Origin of the sequence: Eubacterium sp. BL-380-WT-2B, from assembly GCF_009696115.1 — a bacterium.
GTDB lineage: Bacteria > Bacillota > Clostridia > Eubacteriales > Eubacteriaceae > Eubacterium > Eubacterium callanderi.
In genome coordinates, this window is sequence record NZ_VUMP01000007.1 from 83,281 (window position 1) to 102,660 (window position 19,380).

Consider the following 19,380-nt stretch of genomic DNA (forward strand, 5'->3'; position numbering starts at 1 on the left):
TGTCAGGTGCTTTTTTCTTTTTAAGGAGGGATAGATTTGAATTTATTTGAAGCTGTGAAGCAGTCCGTCACAACCAGACAGGCTGCGGAGCATTATGGAATCCATATAGGTCGGAACGGGATGGCTTGCTGCCCGTTCCATCACGATAAAACCCCAAGCATGAAGCTGGATAGGCGTTACCACTGCTTCGGCTGCGGTGCGGATGGGGATGTAATTGATTTTACCGCCGCCCTGTATGGGCTGGGAAAGAAAGAAGCCGCCGTACAACTGGCACAGGACTTCGGGCTTTCCTATGAAGACTGGAAACCGCCGGGGAAGGTAAAAAAGCCCAAGCCCCGGCAGAAATCCCAGGAGGAACAGTTTCAGGAAGCAAAGAGCCGCTGCTTCCGTATTCTTGCCGATTATCTTCACTTGCTTCGGGCATGGAGAAAGGATTATGCCCCGCACTCCCCGGAGGAAGCCTTTCATCCACGGTTTGTGGAAGCCTTACAGAAGCAAGACCAAGTGGAATATCTGCTGGATGTGCTGCTCTTTGGGGAGACAGAGGAAAAAGCAGCTTTGATTACGGACTACGGAAAGGATGTGATACAGCTTGAAAAGCGAATGGCAGAGCTTGCCGCCGCAAACGCAGCAAGAACTAAAAAACACCATGAACGCCATGCAGCCGCCCCAGAGCATTGAGGAAATCAAGGCGGGGCTGGAAACTACCGAGAAAGGCGGTGTCCGTCAGAGCATACGGAACTGCCTGACCGTATTCCAGCGTGACCCGCTGCTTTCCGGGGCTATCGCATACAACATCCTGACTGACCGCAAGGACATCATAAAGCCCATCGGCTTCCACAGGGAAAGCACCGCCCTGAATGATACGGATATGAAGTATCTTCTTCTCTATCTGGAAGAAACCTACGGGCTTACCAATGAGAAAAAGATTGATAACGCCATTGGGATTGTGGCGAATGAAAACAAGTACCATCCCATCCGGGACTATCTCAATACCCTTGTGTGGGACGGGACAGAACGAATCCGTTTCTGTCTGCGGCACTTTCTGGGGGCTGACGCAGACGATTACACCTATGAAGCGTTGAAGCTGTTCCTGCTGGGTGCTATCTCACGAGCCTTTCAGCCGGGATGCAAATTTGAAATCATGCTCTGTCTGGTAGGCGGTCAGGGGGGCTGGCAAGTCCACCTTCTTCCGTCTGCTGGCAGTCCGGGACGAGTGGTTCTCCGATGATTTGCGGAAGCTGGACGATGACAATGTGTACCGCAAGCTGCAAGGTCACTGGATGATCGAAATGTCGGAAATGATGGCAACCGCCAACGCCAAGAGCATCGAAGAAATCAAGTCATTTTTAAGCCGGCAGAAAGAGGTTTACAAGATACCCTATGAAACCCACCCGGCAGACCGCCCCCGTCAGTGCGTGTTTGGCGGCACTTCCAATGCCCTTGACTTCCTGCCCCTTGACCGTTCCGGCAACCGCCGCTTTATCCCTGTCATGGTGTACCCAGAGCAAGCCGAGGTTCACATTTTGGAGGACGAAGCTGCTTCCAGAGCCTATATCGAGCAGATGTGGGCAGAAGCAATGGAGATTTACCGAAGCGGCAGGTTCAAGCTGGCGTTCAGCCCTGCCATGCAGCGGTATCTCAAAGAACACCAGCGGGACTTCATGCCGGAGGACACCAAAGCCGGGATGATACAGGCGTATCTTGATAAGTACACTGGGAGCATGGTCTGCTCCAAGCAGCTCTACAAGGAAGCCTTAAACCATGCCTTTGACGAGCCGAAGCAATGGGAAATCCGGGAAATCAACGAGATAATGAACCAGTGCATTGACCGCTTGCGGTACTTCCCGAACCCAAGAATGTTTTCCGAATACGGCAGACAAAAGGGCTGGGAGCGTGAAAACCCGGCAACGGACTTATGCAACCCGTCTGAAAAAACGATGGACGGTTTTGTGGAGGTCACAGAACAGATGGAGCTTCCATTCTGAAAAGGACAGCCCGTTGCACACCCTGTTGCTATCCCGTTGCCGAGCCGGTTGCCGGGGAAAATCCCTTATTTCTGGGCTTTTCTCCTTTATAACAACCAAAACAACAGAAAAATAAAAGAAAAGTATAAATAGTAACCATCGCCAGATTGAGATTGTTTGCAAGGTCTTTTGAAGCCCGTTGCCGGACTTCGTTGCCGACACCCTCTGTTTGGCTGTTTTCATGTATGGAGGATAACTGCCTATGGCAAAAAACAAAACAGAGATTCATGTGACTACTGTATTTGACGGGGAGCTGGACGCCACCGATGTGTTCGTAAGCCTGATTTCCCAGAAATACGGAAAGACAAATGCAAAAGAATATCTTGCCAAAAAGAAAGATATAGGCTATAATGAAGATGAGGTTCAAAAGAGCCAGATACCGTCTGGATTGTGTGGGTAAATGGCTATGATGAACGAAATGGAATATAGAACAATCGGAAAAGCACTTGCCGGGGGCTATCGTGCAGCGGTCTATTGCAGGCTGTCAAAGGACGATGACCTGCAAGGCGAAAGTGCCAGTATCGCAAACCAGCGTGATATGCTGGAAAAATACTGCGAAAAGCAGGGATGGGAGGTTGTTGCAGTCTATCAGGACGATGGTTTCACAGGTCTTAATATGGAGCGTCCTGATTTACAGAGAATGTTGAGATCCATTGAGCGCAGGCAGATCAACCTTGTCATCACGAAAGACCTCAGCCGACTGGGGCGGAACTATCTGCAAACCGGACATTTGATTGAGGACTTTTTCCCAAGAAACGGTGTACGCTATATCGCCATGAATGACGGTATCGACACCCTGCGTGATAACAACGACATCGCTCCGTTCAAGAATATCCTGAACGAGATGTACAGCAAGGATATTTCCAAGAAAGTCCATTCCTCTTATCTTCTGAAAGCGCAGAAAGGACAGTTTACCGGGTGTCTTGCCCCGTTTGGGTATCGGAAAGACCCGGAGGACAGAAACCATCTGCTCATTGACGAGGAAACCGCCCCGATTGTGCGGCTGATTTTCGGATATGCCCTGAACGGTCATGGTCCGAATTATATCCGCAGACGGCTGGAGGAAGAAAAAATCCCCTGCCCCACATGGTGGAACCGGGAACGGGGGCTTCGCAATACCCGCACCAAATGGGAAAAGAAAGACCCGGAAAACGGACGGTATATGTGGGACTTCTCCGTTATCAAAGACCTTTTGATGAATCCCGTCTACACCGGGGCGATTGCTTCCCAGAAAAAAGACTACCGCTTCAAAATCGGAACGATTGGGGAAAAGAAGCCGGAGGACTGGATTGTGGTAGAGGGGCAGCATGAACCGCTGATTGACCGCATGAGCTTTGACATTGTGCAGAATAAGCTGAAATCCCGCCAGCGTCCGGGGCAGACCAATGAAATCAGCCTGTTTGCCGGACTGATAAAATGCGGCGAGTGTGGGAAGTCGCTGACGATACGCTACACAAACGCAAAACATCCCCAGCGGATTTATTCCTGCAAGACCTACAATGCCTTTGGAAAGAACCACTGCACCCAGCACCGGATTGACTATAACACCCTTTACAGCCATGTGCTGCGGAAAATCCGGGAATGTGCCAGAGCTGCCCTGATGGACGGGGAAGCGGTTGCTGACCGCCTGACCAATACCTGTGAAGCCGAGCGGCGGGAACAGCGGGAAGCAATGGAGCGCTCCCTTACAAGGGACGAGGAACGGATTGAGGTTCTGGACAAAATGGTAATGCGGCTTTATGAGGATATGATTGCAGGGCGTATCAGTGAGCAGAACTTCAACACCATGCTGGAAAAGACACAGACCGAGCAGACGGAGCTTAAAGCAAAAGTGTCCGAGGGCAGGAAGCGGCTGTCCGATGAAGTCCAGCTTGCCAATGATGCAAAACAATGGGTGGAAGCCATTCAGGAATATGCCAACATCACAGAGTTGGACGCAGCCACCCTTAACCGCTTAATCAAAGAAATCGTCGTGCATGAGCGCATTGACGAAGATAAAACAAGACACATTTCTATCGAAATTCATTTTAATCTCAAACCCATCCCGGAGGTGGAACAGGTCACTGCCTGACCTGTCCCGCCGGGACGGTTCTCTTAAAAACACCATATAGATTTTTTGTACGCCGCCGCCCGCCATCGAGCAGAGTTTTACACCTAATTGGGGATGAAACAGCTTATGGCGGGCGGCGGCGTTGTGGTGATTGGTACTACCCTTGTTCCGTTACTCTCAGGGCTGTTTAGCTAATGGACAGCATTTTTGAAAAGATTACACAGGCTATCAACGAGTTTTTAATCTCGCTTATCGAGGGAAGTTTAGGCACAATGTTTAACGACGTCAATGAGAAAGTAGGCACGATTGCAGCGGAGGTCGGCAAAACGCCTCAGCAATGGAACGCAAGCGTGTTTTCTATTATTCGGACGCTTTCTGAAAATGTGGTGCTTCCCATTGCAGGGCTGATAATCACATTTGTATTGTGCTATGAGCTTATCACAATGATAAACGAGAAAAACAATATGCACGACATAGACACGTTTATGTTTTTTAAGTTTATCTTTAAGGCGTGCGTTGCGGTATTTATCGCAACGCATACCTTTGACATCATTATGGGCGTCTTTGATTTGGGACAGTATGTTGTGCAGCGGAGCGCCGGAGTAATTGGCGCGAACACGAACATTGATATATCGTCAGCCCTTGCCGATATGCGGACAACGCTTGAAGCAATGGGAACGGGCGAGCTTGTTTTGCTTATGCTCGAAACGGCGCTTGTCAGTCTGTGTATGAAAATATTATCCGTCTGTATTACCGTCGTAATTTTCGGACGAATGATAGAAATTTATATTTATAGCTCCGTTGGGGCTATCCCGTTTGCAACCTTTACAAACCGTGAATGGGGACAGATTGGAAACAACTATTTAAGAGGACTTGTAGCTTTGGGCTTTCAGGGATTTTTCATAATGGTGTGCGTCGGCATCTATGCCGCATTGGTAAACGGCTTTACCGTTACAACCGATATACACGCAACCATATTTTCCATTGCCGCCTATACGGTGGTGCTGTGCTTTACCCTGTTTAAGACCGGAAGCATATCAAAGTCCATATTTAACGCACATTAAGGAAAGGGGGAATTTCTTATGACGGAGCATAAGCCGATATATCCGTACTCTTTTGAGGAATCGGAAAGAAACGGCGAAACCGAGTTATACAAAAAATCGCGCAATGAAAATATTGCGTGTGCGCAGGCGATTAAGAAAACGCTTGCAGAAAACTTTGACGGTTATCACTTAAAGTCCGGCATTGAAAAGAAAATCATTGAAGATTTTGGATTTGACCGTACAATGTATGTTTTGGCAAACACCATACAGCATTTTAATTATGACGGGCGGATTTCCATATACAATAAGGATTGGGCGGACACAATCGTTATACCCGATAACAAATTCGGCAATGCAGACAGAAATGTAGATTTTCTGATTGACAGTCCGGGACTTGTGAATATGTTTGCCGCCGACGTCAGGGACAGATACAAGGAACTGAATTTGTGGAACAATGCACATTGTATTCCGACGGATAATCTCAACTTTGAAAATAAAATAATGGTCTTAAATCCATTTGGGATAAAGGACGAATACAAAACGCCTGATTTTCAATTATTCTTGGTGCAAAGCGGATTTGGGTGTTCGCCCACCGCAAGCGGGCGGCAGGTTTACGGACGATTTCTTGCAGACGGCGAATATACGCATTTTGAGCGTTCACGATTTATAGGGCAATTAAAGCCGGAGCTTGTACCCGATTGGGCGAAAGAAAAAGTTAAGGAATTTCAAAAGCCGTCAATCAAGAAACAGCTTGCCGAAGCTCCGAATCAAACGGAGCCGGAAACAAAAAATAAAGATAAGGGGGCGAGATAATGCCGTATGTACCTGTACCGAAAGACTTAAATGCGGTCAAAACCAAAGTGGCGTTTAACTTAACGAAACGTCAGCTTATATGCTTTTCGCTTGCGGCTGCCGCAGGCGTGCCGACATACTTCTTGACAAGAGGGATTTTCGGCAACACGGGCGCGGTGATTGCGCTGCTGATTGCCGCGCTTCCGTTCTTCTTCTTTGCAATGTATGAGAAAAACGGACAGCCGCTTGAAAAGATTTTAATAAATTATATTAACGCAAAATACCGCCGTCCGCAGGTGCGGCCGTATGTAACGAATAACATTTATTCGGCAATAGAGAAACAAATACAGCTTGAAAAGGAGGTTGATAGAATTGTCGAAACAAAAAATACCGCTGCCAAAGGAAAAACCGCTTACAGCAAGGCAGCGCAAGCAAATAGCCGACGCGGTAAAAAAGGCTAAAATGCAAGGCAAAATTGCAATGAGCGCACAGGACACCATTGCATATAAGGAAATGCGCCCTGACGGAATTTGTATTGTCAAAAACGGATATTATACAAAGACAATACAGTTTTATGATATAAATTATCAGCTTGCGAGGAATGAGGATAAGAATATTATTTTTGAAAATTACTGTGATTTCCTTAACTATTTTGATAAGTCAATCACGGTGCAGCTTTCTTTCCTCAATCAGACAATGGATATTTCAGACTTTGAAAAATCCATTGCCATAAAACCGCAGGGAGACGCATTTGACGAGATACGCGCGGAATATACCGCAATGCTGAAAAATCAGCTTGCAAGGGGCAACAATGGTATTGTCCGAAAGAAATATATCACATTCGGCGTCGAAGCCGATAATATCCAAAATGCAAAGCAGAGATTGGAGCGTGTGGAAACGGACATAATCAATAATTTCAAGGTGCTTGGCGTTCGTTCTTATCCTCTTAACGGTATGGAACGGCTGGAGCTTTTGCATAATTGCTTTAACGGCGGCGGAAATAAATTAAATTTCTCTTGGAATTTAATTCACCAAACAGGGCTTACCACAAAGGATTTTATTGCTCCTACCTCGTTTGACTTCTCGGACGGAAAATATTTCAAAATGGGACGCACAATCGGCGCGGTATCGTTTTTACATATTCTTGCGCCGGAACTTACGGACGAAATGCTGAAAAACTTTCTTGAAATCCAATCCAGCCTTGCGGTCAATATTCACATTAAGAGTATCGACCAGACAGAAGCTATCAAGATGATTAAACGCAAGATTACGGACTTAGACCGAATGAAAATTGAGGAGCAAAAAAAGGCGGTGCGTTCGGGATATGATATGGATATTATACCGTCAGACATAAACACTTTCGGAGTGGACGCTAAAAAGCTGCTGGAGGATTTGCAGGGGCGTAATGAGCGAATGTTTTTAGTTACCGTGCTTGTGATGAACACGGCGGAAAACCGCAAGGAGCTGAAAAGCAGCTTGCTTGAAGCGGAAGCAATCGCACAGCAGAAAAATTGTCCCCTCCGCCGATTAGATTATCAGCAGGAGGACGGACTAATGGCAAGCGTACCGATCGGAATAAATAATATACAGATTGAGCGGGCTTTGACAACATCAAGCGCCGCTATTTTTGTACCCTTTACCACGCAAGAGCTTTTTTCGGAAAGTAAGGAAGCGTTATATTGCGGCCTCAACGCCTTATCTAACAATATGATAATGGTTGACCGCAAAATGCTGAAAAATCCGAACGGGCTTATCTTGGGAACACCCGGCAGCGGAAAATCCTTTGCGGCAAAACGTGAGATTGCAAACGCATTTCTTGTTACCAATGATGATATTTATGTGTGCGACCCCGAAGCCGAGTATTATTCGCTTGTATCGGAACTGAAAGGACAGGTTGTAAGGCTTTCGCCCACCTCGAAAGATTATCTTAACCCGCTTGATATAAATTTGAATTACTCTGATGAAGAAAATCCAATCTCTTTGAAATCGGATTTTGTATTGTCATTCTGTGAACTTATCATAGGCGGTAAAAACGGACTTGAACCGATTGAAAAGACGGTAATTGACCGAAGCGTAACACGGATTTACCAAAAGTATTTTGAAAATCCCGTGCCCTCAAATATGCCGATACTCGAAGATTTGTACGAAGAAATCAAGCGTCAGCCCGAACAGGAAGCAGGGCGTATTGCGTCAGCGCTTGAATTGTATGTTAAGGGCAGTCTTAACGTATTCAATCATCATACAAACGTGGATATTTCAAACCGTATTGTCTGCTTTGATATAAAGGAGCTCGGCAAACAATTAAAGAAACTCGGTATGCTCGTTGTGCAAGACCAGATTTGGAACCGTGTTACGATAAACCGAAACGAACACAAGTCTACCCGTTATTATTGTGATGAATTTCATCTGCTCTTAAAGGACGAGCAGACGGCGGCGTATTCGGTTGAGATTTGGAAGCGTTTTCGTAAATGGGGCGGTATTCCGACAGGTATCACGCAGAACGTCAAGGATTTGTTGTCCAGCGCGGAAATTGAAAACATCTTTGAAAACAGCGATTATATTTATATGCTAAATCAGGCGCAGGGCGACCGTGAAATCCTTGCGAAAAAGCTCGGTATATCACCGCAGCAGCTTTCCTATGTTACGCAGTCGGGAGCCGGCGAGGGACTTTTATTTTACGGAAACACGATAATTCCGTTTATAGACCGTTTCCCCAAAGACACAAAATTATATCGCCTTATGACGACCATTCCGCAAGAGGTGGCGGGCAATGAGTAAGCTCACGCATTTAAGTTTATTTTCAGGCATAGGCGGCATAGATTTGGCAGCGGAAGCGGCGGGCTTTGAAACGGTGTGCCAATGCGAATGGGCGGACTATCCCACAAGCATTTTAGAAAAGCGGTGGCCGGACGTGCCCCGCTTCCGTGATATTACAACACTAACAAAGGAGGAATTTTTTGAAAAGACAGGACGAAAAACACTTACCCTCATATCCGGCGGCTTCCCCTGCCAGCCGTTCAGCAGCGCGGGACAACAGAAAGGATTTACCGATACGCGGTATCTCTGGCCTCAAATGGCAAGAGTTATTTCCGAACTGCATCCCGCTTGGGTGCTTGGCGAGAATGTTGCCGGATTTATCAATATGGGGCTCGACAAGACGATTTTTGACTTGGAGCGTGAGGGCTACGCTGTTCAAACATTCGTATATCCGGCTTGCGGCGTCGGCGCGTGGCATGAGCGCACAAGAACTTTTATCGTCGGCGCTGATGTTTCCCACGCCCCTTGCGTCAGACGACAGGAATGTAAAAGAAGCAAAGAGCCTCAACGTGTATCTCTCGGACAACGGGATATTCCGCAAGGTGAACAGCAACGGGAGCAAATGGAGCCTTCCGCTTTCGGCGGCGGTGTTTTATCTGACGCCGGTGGCGTCGGACGGAGTACGCTCGAACTTCCCGCCGTCCGTGATGATGAAAAGCAAGAACGGCGCGAACCTTGCAGCGCAGATTATCAAGCAGGAAAATCCGATAAGCGACACGGCGGCGCTCAATCCCGATTGGGTGGAATGGTTAATGGGATTTCCCCACAAATGGACGGACGCAAGCTGTGGCAGCGAGAACCTTTCGGCGTTCTCCGTATAACGGAGGAAACGGAAAATCGGGCTTTAAGACTAAAAACGCTCGGTAACGCCGTATGCCCTCCGCAGGTGTACCCGATATTAAAATGTATCGCAGATATTGAAACAGGCGCTTGTATAGATAGGTGTGTGTTTAATGATTTGCAGTAGCAGCAGTAAGGTTGTGGGAATGTGTGTAAACTCGCAGAGTTTTCCATATTTCCACAATCAAAAACGGTGTGGGATTTGTGCGTAAACTCAAAGAGTTTTCCATAACTTCCACACCTTAATTTATACAGATTGGAAGTGAAACGATTGGATAAGGAAAAAATGAATGCCAGCGGCTGCCGAGATGAAACCGCATACGAAGCAATGAAGAATATCCGGCGTGAGGAACGCAAAAAGCTGATTGCGGATATTACCGAGCTTGCCGCACGGCGCGGCTATGAGATTACAAGTAATATCCGTCTGGAGGAAATCAAGGAGGTGGACGGGATATGACAGAGAATAACGGCTATCATTCGTATGATTTTGACAGATTAAGCGAGGGCAGCAAAATCACGATTGAGCATAGCATATACGTTGACGAAACCGATATGTCGGATTTAGTATCAAAACCGCTCGAAAAATTACAGGCTATGCGCGACGGCAGCGTTGCCAAAGAAAAGACGGCTTTTGAAAAGGTGCGGCAGGCGGCGCAGAATTGGGAAAAGCAAGCGGCGGTTACACGGCAGTATGACAGGGCGATTGCATATTTGGAAGTACCCGAAGTTGAGCACAGTTCAAATAAATGGGTAAAAGCTAAAGATGAATTTGACTATAACCGTATCAGTAACAGGGTATATAAAATGTCATACCGCATATATGAACGGTCAAGCTGGAGGACGGACGCGAAAAAATATGATGTCAGGTGGGATATATATACAAACAGGCCTCAATCGCAAAGCTCATATAAAGTGGCGGGACAAGAGCGCGTTTGCTCTACCCGTGAGGAAGCCGAGAAATATATACAGGGCAGAATTAAGGCATATTCGCATTTATTCACGGAAATATCCCCGCCTATTCCAAAAGAATTGGAAAAATCCTTTATGGTGTACGGACAGCTCTTGCCCGGATATATCACGGAGGAAATGCAAAAGGCACAGGAAGCCGAGAAACCGAAAGCGGCTGAAAAGCCCTCCGTCCGAAAACAGCTTACCGAACTTAAAAGCAACATTATACCGCCGGAGCAGGGGCAGACGCGCCCCTCTTTAGAGCTTTGACGGGGGTGTTAGGCTGTGAGAAACGATAAAGAATTTAAGTCAAAAGCCCGTGATGAAAGCTACATTAAGGACAAACGCCCTGATGTTCAGCTTGGACGGCATACGGAAATTCCGCAGACAAAACCGATTACACAGTCGAAGAAAAACCGTATGTATCAATCGCGGCAGGAGCCGCAGACGGAAACGGCGGCGGTCAATCCCGAAACGCCGTATGCTGCGGATATGCAAACGGATTTATCCGAACCGGAACAAACGCAGGAAGTTTCAGAAGCAACCGAACTTGAACAGACGGAAGATGTCAGGGATATTCCGAAATTCGAACCGCCGAAGCAAACGCCGAAACAAAAAAGGCGTATTTATCATCAGCATACGCAGAATATGAAAAAGTCTGTTGATTTGGATATTCCGCAGGAATCGGAAGCAAAAGCGCCTCCCCCTCTATCTGATATGGAAGATTACAATATCCGTGATGTGGTGCAGGACAACAAAACGGAGTTTTCTCGCAATACGGATATTGACTTTTCGGAAGATGTTGCAAATAAAGACAGCAATATTGCTTTTGACAGGGCGAAGCCTACGGAGCCGGACGTGCCCGAACAGGGCAAGCGAAAACAGCGGCTTTATCACAGGGACGAAAAACTGGAGGGCGCTTCTTCCGCTGATACCAAAGCGGAGCAATCCGCAGAGGGCGGCAAAACTCCGAAACAGGAAAATTCGGAAGATACAAAATCAGCTAATGGTGATGTTCCCTTTGACCGTGTAAAGCGGTTTGAACAGAAAGCCGAGAAAGCAAAAACGGCAGCGGATAAGGCGGAACAAAAATTACCGCATAAAACAAAAATCAAGCGTCAGCGGATTTTTGACGAACAGAAGCAAAAGCCAAAAACCCGCTTGCAGTTTGAAAAAGAGGTGCGCCCTCAATCGGATTTATACCACCGTTCCCCGATACGAACCGGCGCGGACACGCTGCAGTATGCGGCAATGAATAAAATTCATTCCAAAGTCGCAGAGGTCGAGCACGACAATACCGCAGTTGAGGCGGCACACAAGGCCGAGCAGAAAGCGGAAACGCTGGCACAGCATAGTATGAGGACAGCAAAATATATCAACGGACAGCGAAAGGAAACGCCGTATAAAAAAGCCGCAAGGCTCAGACACCGCGCGGACAAAGCGGAAGTTAAGGCAATCCGCGAAAGGACGCTTGCCGAAAATCCGCAGCTTAAAAAATCTGTTATTCGGAAATTTCAGCAGAAGCAGCGGATAAAAAAGCAGTATCAGAAAGCAAAACAGGCGGAGCAATCCGCAAAGGCGGCGAAGAAAACCGCGCAGAATACCGAACGGGCATTACGGCGGTTCGTTGCTTTTGTATGGCGGCATAAAGCGGTATTCGGTGTTATTCTTGCAATCGTGCTTTTGATTGCGTGGTTGGGTACGATGCTGTCCTCCTGTTCCGTTATGGTAACAACAGGCGCAAATTCCATTATGGTATCGTCCTACTTTGCAGACGACGCGGATATATACGCGGCTGAAAATTATTATGTTTCTTTGGAGCAAAATCTACAAAGTAAAATCAACCGCATTGAACGCGATTATCCCAGCTATGACGAATACAAGTACAGTATGACGCAGATAGGTCATAACCCGTATGAGCTTATTTCCTATCTTACGGCGGTGTATCAGGATTTCAAGTTTCGTGACATTAAATCAAGTCTTGATACGCTTTTTCATTCTCAATACCATTTGAGAATTACCACCACTACCGAACAGCGCAGGGACGAGGACGGGAACGCAAAGGAATACAAAATATTAAATGTTACGCTAACAAATGAGGGGATGACAAATTCCCTCACAGACGACCAGCGGGAATTATACAACATCTATCTTGTGAGCAAGGGCAACCGTGATTATCTGTTTGCAAACGATATTTACGCCAACGAAACCGACGCACCGAGCTACACCATTCCCGGTGAAGCATTGACGGACGCGACATTCCGGCGGCTGATTACCGAAGCGGAAAAATACTTAGGTTTTCCGTATGTATGGGGCGGCAGCAATCCGTCAACATCTTTTGATTGCAGCGGTTTTGTATGCTGGGTATTCAGTAATTCCGGCGTTTATCCATTGAGCCGCACAACGGCGCAGGGCATTTACAATCAATGCGCACGGGTATCGCCGCAGGACGCAAAGCCGGGCGATATAATTTTCTTTAAGGGCACTTACAACACAAGCGAGGTATCGCATGTCGGGCTGTATGTCGGAAACGGAATGATGATACACGCTGGAAACCCGATACAATATACAAGCGTCAATACAAATTATTGGACGCAGCATTTTTTCGCCTACGGACGATTATCTAACTAAAAAATTTTAAGGAGTTGATTTAACTATGGCAACGATAGCAAAAATTGAAAAGGATATTATCAGGACAAAAGAAAAAATTGCGGAGCTTCAGAAGAAAGTCCGCATATTGGGAGCGCAGAAAGCGGAAGCGGAAAACTTGCAGATTGTTCAGCTTGTGAAAACGGTCAATATTGACAATAAAACGCTTACGGCACTTTTGAAAGCATACGCAAAGGGAGAATTTGAATTGCCCGAAGAATACAAAGCAGAATTACAGGAGGACACAGACAATGAAGATGAACAGGCTTAAACTTGCGGCGGCGGTACTTACCGCCGCTTTTGCATTATCAGGAGTAACGGCATTTGCACAGAGCAGCGAAGCGGCAAAACCAATACAGACGCAGACCGAAACCGTGATTGAGGATAACAGGACGCTTACGCCGAAAGGAAACGCGCAGCTTGTAGATGATGTTACCGACAATGAGAATTTGCAGTTTATCACGGTTACGGCACGGGACGGAAATGTTTTCTATTTCGTGATTGATAAGGGCGCAAACAGCGAAAATGTGTATTTCTTAAATACCGTTGACAAAAGCGACCTTGCGGCATTGGTTGAGGACTACACACCGCCGACGGCAGCCGAACCGAAGCCCGAAGCCTCCGCCTCGCCGGAGCCGGAGCAGGCGGAGCAGCAGAAACCGCAGGAGCAACAGGAGCAGAAAAAAGGCGGCAGCCCTACGCTGTATATCGTCCTTGCCCTGATAGCAGCCGGAGTTATCGGCGGTTATTATTACAAGGTGATACTTCCTAAAAAGAAGCTGGAGGGCGCGGACGATATAGAGGATTTCGAGCTTGAAGAAACTGAAACCGAAGAAACAGAAGATACGGAGGACGACGAGTGATGAAACTGATTATAGCAGAAAAGCCGTCCGTCGCGTTTGCAATAGCAAAGGCGCTGAACATTAAGGGCAGCAAGGACGGATATATTGAAAATACAGATTATGTCATAAGCTGGTGCGTGGGACATTTGGTGGCGCTTGCGGAGCCGTCCGTTTATGATGAAAAATACTTGAAATGGAATTATGCGGATTTGCCGATTATTCCGCAGGAATTTCAATACAAAATCTACGGCGGCAAGCAAAAGCAATTCAAGGTAGTAAAAAGCCTGATGAACCGAAAGGACATTACCGAAGTTATCAACGCTTGCGACGCAGGACGCGAGGGCGAGCTCATATTCCGTTTGGTGTATGCACAGGCGAATTGCAGAAAGCCGATTAAAAGATTATGGATTTCATCAATGGAAGAAAGCGCAATCCGTGAGGGCTTTACAAACCTCAAAGACGGAAGCGAATACGATAATCTTTATCATTCCGCATTATGCCGCTTATGGGCGGATTGGCTTGTGGGTATCAATTCAACACGGCTGTTTTCTCTGCTCTACCGAAAGACCTTAAATATCGGCAGGGTGCAGACGCCGACGCTTGCGCTGCTTGCCGACAGGCACAACAAAATATCCTTTTTCAAAAAGGAAAAATATTTTACCGTAATGCTTGACGTTGGCGGCGTAAAAGCGGAAACGGAGCGTATTGACAATGAAGATACCGCAAAAGAAGTTGTAACGGCTTGTGAACATTCACAGGCCGTTTGTGTTTCGGTGAAAAAAGAGCAAAAGACGGAAAAGCCGCCGAAATTATTTGACTTGACAGCTTTGCAGAGGGCGGCAAACAGGCTTTACGGCTATACCGCAAAACAGACGCTTGATTACGCGCAATCGCTTTACGAAAAGAAACTTATCACCTATCCCCGAACCGACAGCCGATATTTAACGGAGGATATGGCGGACACAGTAAATAGGGTGATTTCTGTTTCAATGAGCGTATCGCCATTTGACAGCATTTCTAATTTTGTTCCCGAAGTATCGGCAATGCTGAACAGCAGCAAGGTATCAGACCACCACGCTATTATTCCAACAGTGCAGATTGAAACCGCAGATATAGCGGAGCTTCCAAACGGTGAACTTCATTTATTAAAGCTCATTATCTGCCGTCTGATTTCAGCGGCGGCGGAGCCGTATGTTTTTGAGAATACAACTGCAATATTCGAGTGCGGCGGTTATACCTTTACCGCAAAGGGAAAGCGCATTATTTCCTACGGTTTTAAGGCTGTGGAAAAGCTGCTTGCTTCTTCATCAGAAAACGAGGACGGCGGCGATCCGTCCGTAACCTTTACGGAGGGCGAAACATTTTTGGATATAAAGCCGGAGCTTTGTGAGAAATATACCGCGCCGCCGAAGCCGTACACGGAAGATACTCTACTTTCCGCAATGGAAGCGGCGGGAGCAAAGGAAACGACCGACGACGCAGAGCGTAAAGGTTTGGGAACCCCTGCTACCCGCGCGGCGATTTTAGAAAAGCTGGTGCAGACAGGATTTGCGGAGCGCAAGGGCAAGCAGATACTTCCGACCAAAAACGGAACGCTTCTTGTTTCTGTTCTGCCCGATACCCTCATTTCAGCGTCGTTGACCGCCGAATGGGAAAACCGCCTTAGTTTAATATCCAAAGGCAAAGCAAGCCCGAAAGAATTTATGCAGGGCATTGAAGCTATGCTTGCGGAGCTTGTGAGCCGCTACCGTGAATTTGACCGGACGCAAAGTAATCCGTTTCAAGAGAAAAGCGGTGTTGAATTATGAGTGCGGCGGCAACAGCGGCAACGAGTACGGAAGTATTAAAGTATTTTCCGTTTGACGCTTTTATTACCAATCTCGGAAAATACAACGAGGGGTATTTAGTCGGCGAATGGGTACACTTCCCGACAACGCCGGAGGAAATACAAGATGTGTTCAAGCGTATCGGAATAGGACAAAAGGACGATTTCGGACAGCCTTATGAGGAATGGTTCATCACCGATTACGATTGTTATGTACCCGGCTTGTATGACGTGCTGGGCGAATATGAAAGCCTTGACGAGCTCAATTATCTTGCAAGCAGGATTGAGGAATTGAGCGAAAGCGAATTTGAATGTTTTCAAGCTGCTGTGGAAATGGGCGAATATACGGACAGCGTTAAGGATTTAATCAATCTCACAGAAAATCTTGACTGTTACAACTTCTATTCCGACATACACAGCGACAGCGATTTGGGCTATTATTGGGTGGAAGAAAGTGGAGCGTATGACGCAAGCGCGTTAGGTACGCTGTCTAATTACATTGATTACGAAGCATTTGGGCGGGATATTCGGTTTGACGAGGGCGGCGAGTTTACCGACAACGGATATATCATCAATAACTACGGCAGTTTTATTGAACGGTACAACGGAAACCGTGAGGATATACCCGATGAATACTGTGTTTTTGTATCGGAGGACGAACCGACGCTTGAAACTATGACCGAAGATGAAAAACAGGCTTTTGTGGACGGTATCGAATTGTCGCTTGATTATCAGCTTACGGAGGGTATAACGCAATCCGATATGGATTTATACAACGCTATCATACAGGAGCGGACGGAGCGGGAAAAGCCTTCTATCCGTCAGCAGCTTGCGGAAAACAAAGCAAAATGCGCGGCTGCTCCGCAAGAAAGCACGAAGATAAAAAATAACGATTTGGAGGTGTAACGAATGGATAGAAATTCAGATTATATATTTAAGGCGTTTATCGTAAATGCAAAGGAATATGACAACGGAAATCACGAAACAAGCGGTGCTTGGCTGTATTTTCCGACCACAAAAGAGGACGTTTCGGCTTTATTTAATGAAATAGGGCTGCCGAACAATGCGGACAGCGACCAGTATTTTATTGACGAATACAAATGCGGCAATAACGACCTTGAAAAATTTCTCTCAATGGACGGCGATATTGACGAGCTCAATTATCTCGCTTCCCGTATATCGGAGTTAGAGGACATAGAAATGACTGTTTTTCAGGCTGTCATTCAGACGAAAGAATGTCAGAGTATTAAGGACGCAATCAATCTTACTTATAATACGGAGTGTTTTGATATTATTGCTGATATGGGAAGCTGGGAAAATATCGGCGCATATATAGCCGAGCGTAATGGGCTTGGTATTGAAGTGTTAGGCGACCTTTCCAATTTTATTGATTATGCAACCTACGGACGCGCTTATGCGAATGATAACGGCGGGTATTTTTTGGACGATATATATTTGGAAAGAAACTCCGCTGCTTTAACAGAAAAATACAACGGCAATATTGAAACCGTACCGCCCGAATACATTGTTACGGAAAACGGAAAAAATCTAAATTTTGATATTCAGCTTCAGGCGTCAATGGAATTGGCAATACAGATTGACGGTTATTTGCGCGGGCATAATTCCGAGTATATATCAAAATATACGAAGCCGGACGAGCCGCCCGTATATATATCCGATTGTCTGATGAACGGGAATACGCTTAATATAAAGGATATGCTTACCGAAACAAGCACCTTGCAGGGTGACGCGCTGGTTGACAGGATATGTGACTTTGAACAAAAATATCCTTGTAATCAATATATGCTGTATCAGGTCAAGGACGGTGAATTAACAAGAGATTACAGATATGCGCCGTATAACTTGCTTCAAAAATGCGGATTGAGTATAGACAAAAATAATTATGAGCTTACATATATTTGCAGATTGTCTGACAATACCACTCTTGAAAATCTGTTTGAGAAATTTAATATAAATCGTCCGCAGGATTTTAAGGGGCGCAGTATGTCCGTTTCGGATATTGTAGTATTGCATAGGAACGGTGAAGATAAGGCCTATTATTGCGATGTGTCCGGCTTTGTTGAAGTGCCGGAGTTTCTCAAAGAAAATTATCTTGAAAATGCGGAAAAACAGATTGAACAGAACTACAATCAGATTGACGGCATTATCAATAATGAACAGCCAAAAAATAAAACGCTGACAGATTTGCATTTCAAAAATAATACCGGGATAATCAGTATTGGCAACGGAAGCACAAATATTATGATTTCACAGCGTATGAATACAGACACCCGAATTGAGAAATTTAGCAGCAATGAGCCGCCGAAACAGGGAAAGCCCTCTATCAAGGAGCAGCTTCAGCGTACAAAGCAGGAGCAGGACAAACAGCCGCCAAAGCCTCCGCAGAAACCGGAGCCGGAGCTATGATTACGAAACTGACGCCGCAGCAGAGCAGACGAATAAACGCCCTTATCCGCCGTGAGTGCTGCAATTATGACAACGGGAATTGTATTCTGCTTGATTGCGTATGCCCTCAAACAATTACATTTTCGCATATTATCTGTAAATGGTGCAGGTCGGCGGTGCTTCCGCTTGACAAGGAATTATACATACAGCTTGCAAAGCCGCCGAATACCAAAATATGCGCCGTATGCGGCAAGCTGTTTGTTTTCAAGGGCAACAAGGCGAAGTATTGCAATAAATGCAAAATCCACATCAGACGCAGAAAACAAGTACAGTATCAGCAAAAATACCAAAGAAACAAGGGTAAAGGATTGAGCAAATAGGACTTTGAGAACCGCATAAAATAAGGGCTTTTCGCGGCTGAAACAATCGGGGTAATATACTTTATCCAAAACAGCCTAAAATCAAGGTCTAAATGCTCAATTTTCAGACAGCAAAAAACAGGAGCAAGAACCGTAAAAATCGGCGCTTGCTCCTGTTTCTTTTTTTATGCTTATTTATTTGACGCTTCTTGTAATAGCTTTCTTGCCTGTGTAAACATCACGGTATCGGCGGCGGGAATATCTAAATATATTCGGTCAACGCCGACTTCCGTATTTGGTGTGTAGCTTGGATTGAATGACTGATAAATTCTTGTATAGGCTTCATTTCTTGCTGTGGTATAATCTTTTATCCCATTCTGCACGTCTGTAATTAAATCAGCTATCAGAGCCTTAACTGCATTTTCCTTTTCCGCATAATACTCAGGCCGCAAGTACATATCCCGATATTGCAAAATTGCATTTCGTGATATTGCGGCTAAATCGGAATAGCCATAACCGTTTGTCTGCTTTGCAAGTACGGCGCTGAATATGGCGTTGTTCGCTTTGCTCCACGCGGGTTGATACCCTAAACCGTTTTGTACTTCATCTAATATGCCACCGATTAAGTTTTCGGCGATTACGATACTTTCCTCCGTTGCGTTTGCAGGGGCGGACTCTCTTGGAATTTCAGCGGCGAACGCCGTGCTTGAAATTGACGCGGCAATCGCCGCCGACAGCATAAACATTGTAAATTTTTTCATAGTGGAAACCTCCTGTATTTT

19 protein-coding genes and 2 pseudogenes are annotated in these 19,380 nt (G+C 46.2%); 19 read left to right on the top strand and 2 right to left on the bottom strand.

The window, feature by feature from the left end; genetic code table 11:
* The first annotated feature begins 36 nt into the window (after positions 1-36).
* Both FYJ53_RS14810 and FYJ53_RS14815 read left to right on the top strand, forming a co-directional pair.
* Positions 37-681, top strand: a complete 645-nt coding sequence (locus FYJ53_RS14810; protein WP_154557417.1) for a CHC2 zinc finger domain-containing protein — start codon at positions 37-39, stop codon at positions 679-681.
* Positions 650-1,988, top strand: a pseudogene (locus tag FYJ53_RS14815) (VapE domain-containing protein). Before FYJ53_RS14810 ends, FYJ53_RS14815 begins: the two are co-directional and overlap by 32 nt.
* 28 nt (positions 1,989-2,016) lie before the next feature.
* Here FYJ53_RS14815 and FYJ53_RS21900 read toward each other — a convergent pair.
* Positions 2,017-2,256, bottom strand: a complete 240-nt coding sequence (locus tag FYJ53_RS21900) for a tweety protein (RefSeq protein WP_154557418.1) — start codon at positions 2,254-2,256, stop codon at positions 2,017-2,019.
* On the opposite strand from FYJ53_RS21900, the gene FYJ53_RS14825 reads away from it, so the two are divergent.
* The 17 genes and pseudogenes from FYJ53_RS14825 to FYJ53_RS14905 all read left to right on the top strand — a co-directional run bounded on the left by FYJ53_RS14825 (position 2,230) and on the right by FYJ53_RS14905 (position 18,619).
* Complete coding sequence (locus FYJ53_RS14825) at positions 2,230-2,427, top strand: hypothetical protein (protein ID WP_002592708.1); 198 nt, start codon at positions 2,230-2,232, stop codon at positions 2,425-2,427. The two genes, FYJ53_RS21900 and FYJ53_RS14825, sit on opposite strands and share 27 nt — an antisense overlap.
* Positions 2,428-4,098 (top strand): recombinase family protein, encoded by a 1,671-nt coding sequence (locus FYJ53_RS14830; protein WP_154557419.1) that lies wholly within the window; start codon positions 2,428-2,430, stop codon positions 4,096-4,098.
* A gap of 90 nt (positions 4,099-4,188) precedes the next feature.
* Positions 4,189-4,272: pseudogene (locus FYJ53_RS14835) on the top strand (Maff2 family mobile element protein); the annotation flags it as partial.
* Complete coding sequence (locus FYJ53_RS14840) at positions 4,272-5,141, top strand: VirB6/TrbL-like conjugal transfer protein, CD1112 family (protein ID WP_154557420.1); 870 nt, start codon at positions 4,272-4,274, stop codon at positions 5,139-5,141. The pseudogene FYJ53_RS14835 and the gene FYJ53_RS14840, both read left to right, overlap by 1 nt.
* 18 nt (positions 5,142-5,159) lie before the next feature.
* A complete protein-coding gene (locus FYJ53_RS14845) occupies positions 5,160-5,933 on the top strand; it encodes a DUF3849 domain-containing protein (protein ID WP_154557421.1) in 774 nt (257 codons plus the stop codon).
* Entirely contained in the window at positions 5,933-6,373 is a 441-nt protein-coding gene (locus FYJ53_RS14850) for a PrgI family protein (RefSeq protein WP_154557422.1), read from the top strand. Before FYJ53_RS14845 ends, FYJ53_RS14850 begins: the two co-directional genes overlap by 1 nt.
* Positions 6,300-8,690 carry a VirB4-like conjugal transfer ATPase, CD1110 family gene (locus FYJ53_RS14855; RefSeq protein ID WP_371720672.1) on the top strand — a complete coding sequence of 797 codons (2,391 nt, stop codon included), beginning with the start codon at positions 6,300-6,302 and terminating at the stop codon, positions 8,688-8,690. Before FYJ53_RS14850 ends, FYJ53_RS14855 begins: the two co-directional genes overlap by 74 nt.
* Positions 8,683-9,696 (top strand): DNA (cytosine-5-)-methyltransferase, encoded by a 1,014-nt coding sequence (gene dcm, locus FYJ53_RS14860; protein ID WP_154557423.1) that lies wholly within the window; start codon positions 8,683-8,685, stop codon positions 9,694-9,696. The genes FYJ53_RS14855 and dcm overlap by 8 nt, the downstream gene beginning before the upstream one ends.
* A 144-nt stretch (positions 9,697-9,840) precedes the next feature.
* Positions 9,841-10,026, top strand: coding sequence for a hypothetical protein (locus tag FYJ53_RS14865; protein ID WP_154557424.1), 186 nt, complete (start codon positions 9,841-9,843; stop codon positions 10,024-10,026).
* The gene (locus FYJ53_RS14870) at positions 10,023-10,787 is read left to right on the top strand and encodes a hypothetical protein (RefSeq protein ID WP_154557425.1); all 765 of its coding nucleotides are present in this window, start codon (positions 10,023-10,025) and stop codon (positions 10,785-10,787) included. Before FYJ53_RS14865 ends, FYJ53_RS14870 begins: the two co-directional genes overlap by 4 nt.
* 15 nt (positions 10,788-10,802) lie before the next feature.
* Positions 10,803-13,148, top strand: a complete 2,346-nt coding sequence (locus FYJ53_RS21905) for a C40 family peptidase (protein WP_154557426.1) — start codon at positions 10,803-10,805, stop codon at positions 13,146-13,148.
* 25 nt (positions 13,149-13,173) lie between these two features.
* Complete coding sequence (locus FYJ53_RS14880) at positions 13,174-13,437, top strand: DUF4315 family protein (protein ID WP_154557427.1); 264 nt, start codon at positions 13,174-13,176, stop codon at positions 13,435-13,437.
* The gene (locus tag FYJ53_RS14885) at positions 13,418-14,029 is read left to right on the top strand and encodes a DUF4366 domain-containing protein (protein WP_154557428.1); all 612 of its coding nucleotides are present in this window, start codon (positions 13,418-13,420) and stop codon (positions 14,027-14,029) included. The genes FYJ53_RS14880 and FYJ53_RS14885 overlap by 20 nt, the downstream gene beginning before the upstream one ends.
* The gene (locus FYJ53_RS14890; RefSeq protein ID WP_243143994.1) at positions 14,029-15,816 is read left to right on the top strand and encodes a DNA topoisomerase 3; all 1,788 of its coding nucleotides are present in this window, start codon (positions 14,029-14,031) and stop codon (positions 15,814-15,816) included. Before FYJ53_RS14885 ends, FYJ53_RS14890 begins: the two co-directional genes overlap by 1 nt.
* Positions 15,813-16,739: an antirestriction protein ArdA gene (locus tag FYJ53_RS14895; RefSeq protein WP_154557430.1), complete on the top strand. Its 927-nt coding sequence runs from the start codon at positions 15,813-15,815 to the stop codon at positions 16,737-16,739. The genes FYJ53_RS14890 and FYJ53_RS14895 overlap by 4 nt, the downstream gene beginning before the upstream one ends.
* Before the next feature lie 3 nt (positions 16,740-16,742).
* Positions 16,743-18,260: a YodL domain-containing protein gene (locus FYJ53_RS14900; RefSeq protein ID WP_154557431.1), complete on the top strand. Its 1,518-nt coding sequence runs from the start codon at positions 16,743-16,745 to the stop codon at positions 18,258-18,260.
* Complete coding sequence (locus tag FYJ53_RS14905) at positions 18,257-18,619, top strand: cysteine-rich VLP domain-containing protein (RefSeq protein WP_154557432.1); 363 nt, start codon at positions 18,257-18,259, stop codon at positions 18,617-18,619. Before FYJ53_RS14900 ends, FYJ53_RS14905 begins: the two co-directional genes overlap by 4 nt.
* 170 nt (positions 18,620-18,789) lie before the next feature.
* On the opposite strand, the gene FYJ53_RS14910 is transcribed toward FYJ53_RS14905, so the two are convergent.
* Positions 18,790-19,359 carry a hypothetical protein gene (locus FYJ53_RS14910; protein ID WP_154557433.1) on the bottom strand — a complete coding sequence of 190 codons (570 nt, stop codon included), beginning with the start codon at positions 19,357-19,359 and terminating at the stop codon, positions 18,790-18,792.
* Between the last annotated feature and the right edge of the window lie 21 nt (positions 19,360-19,380).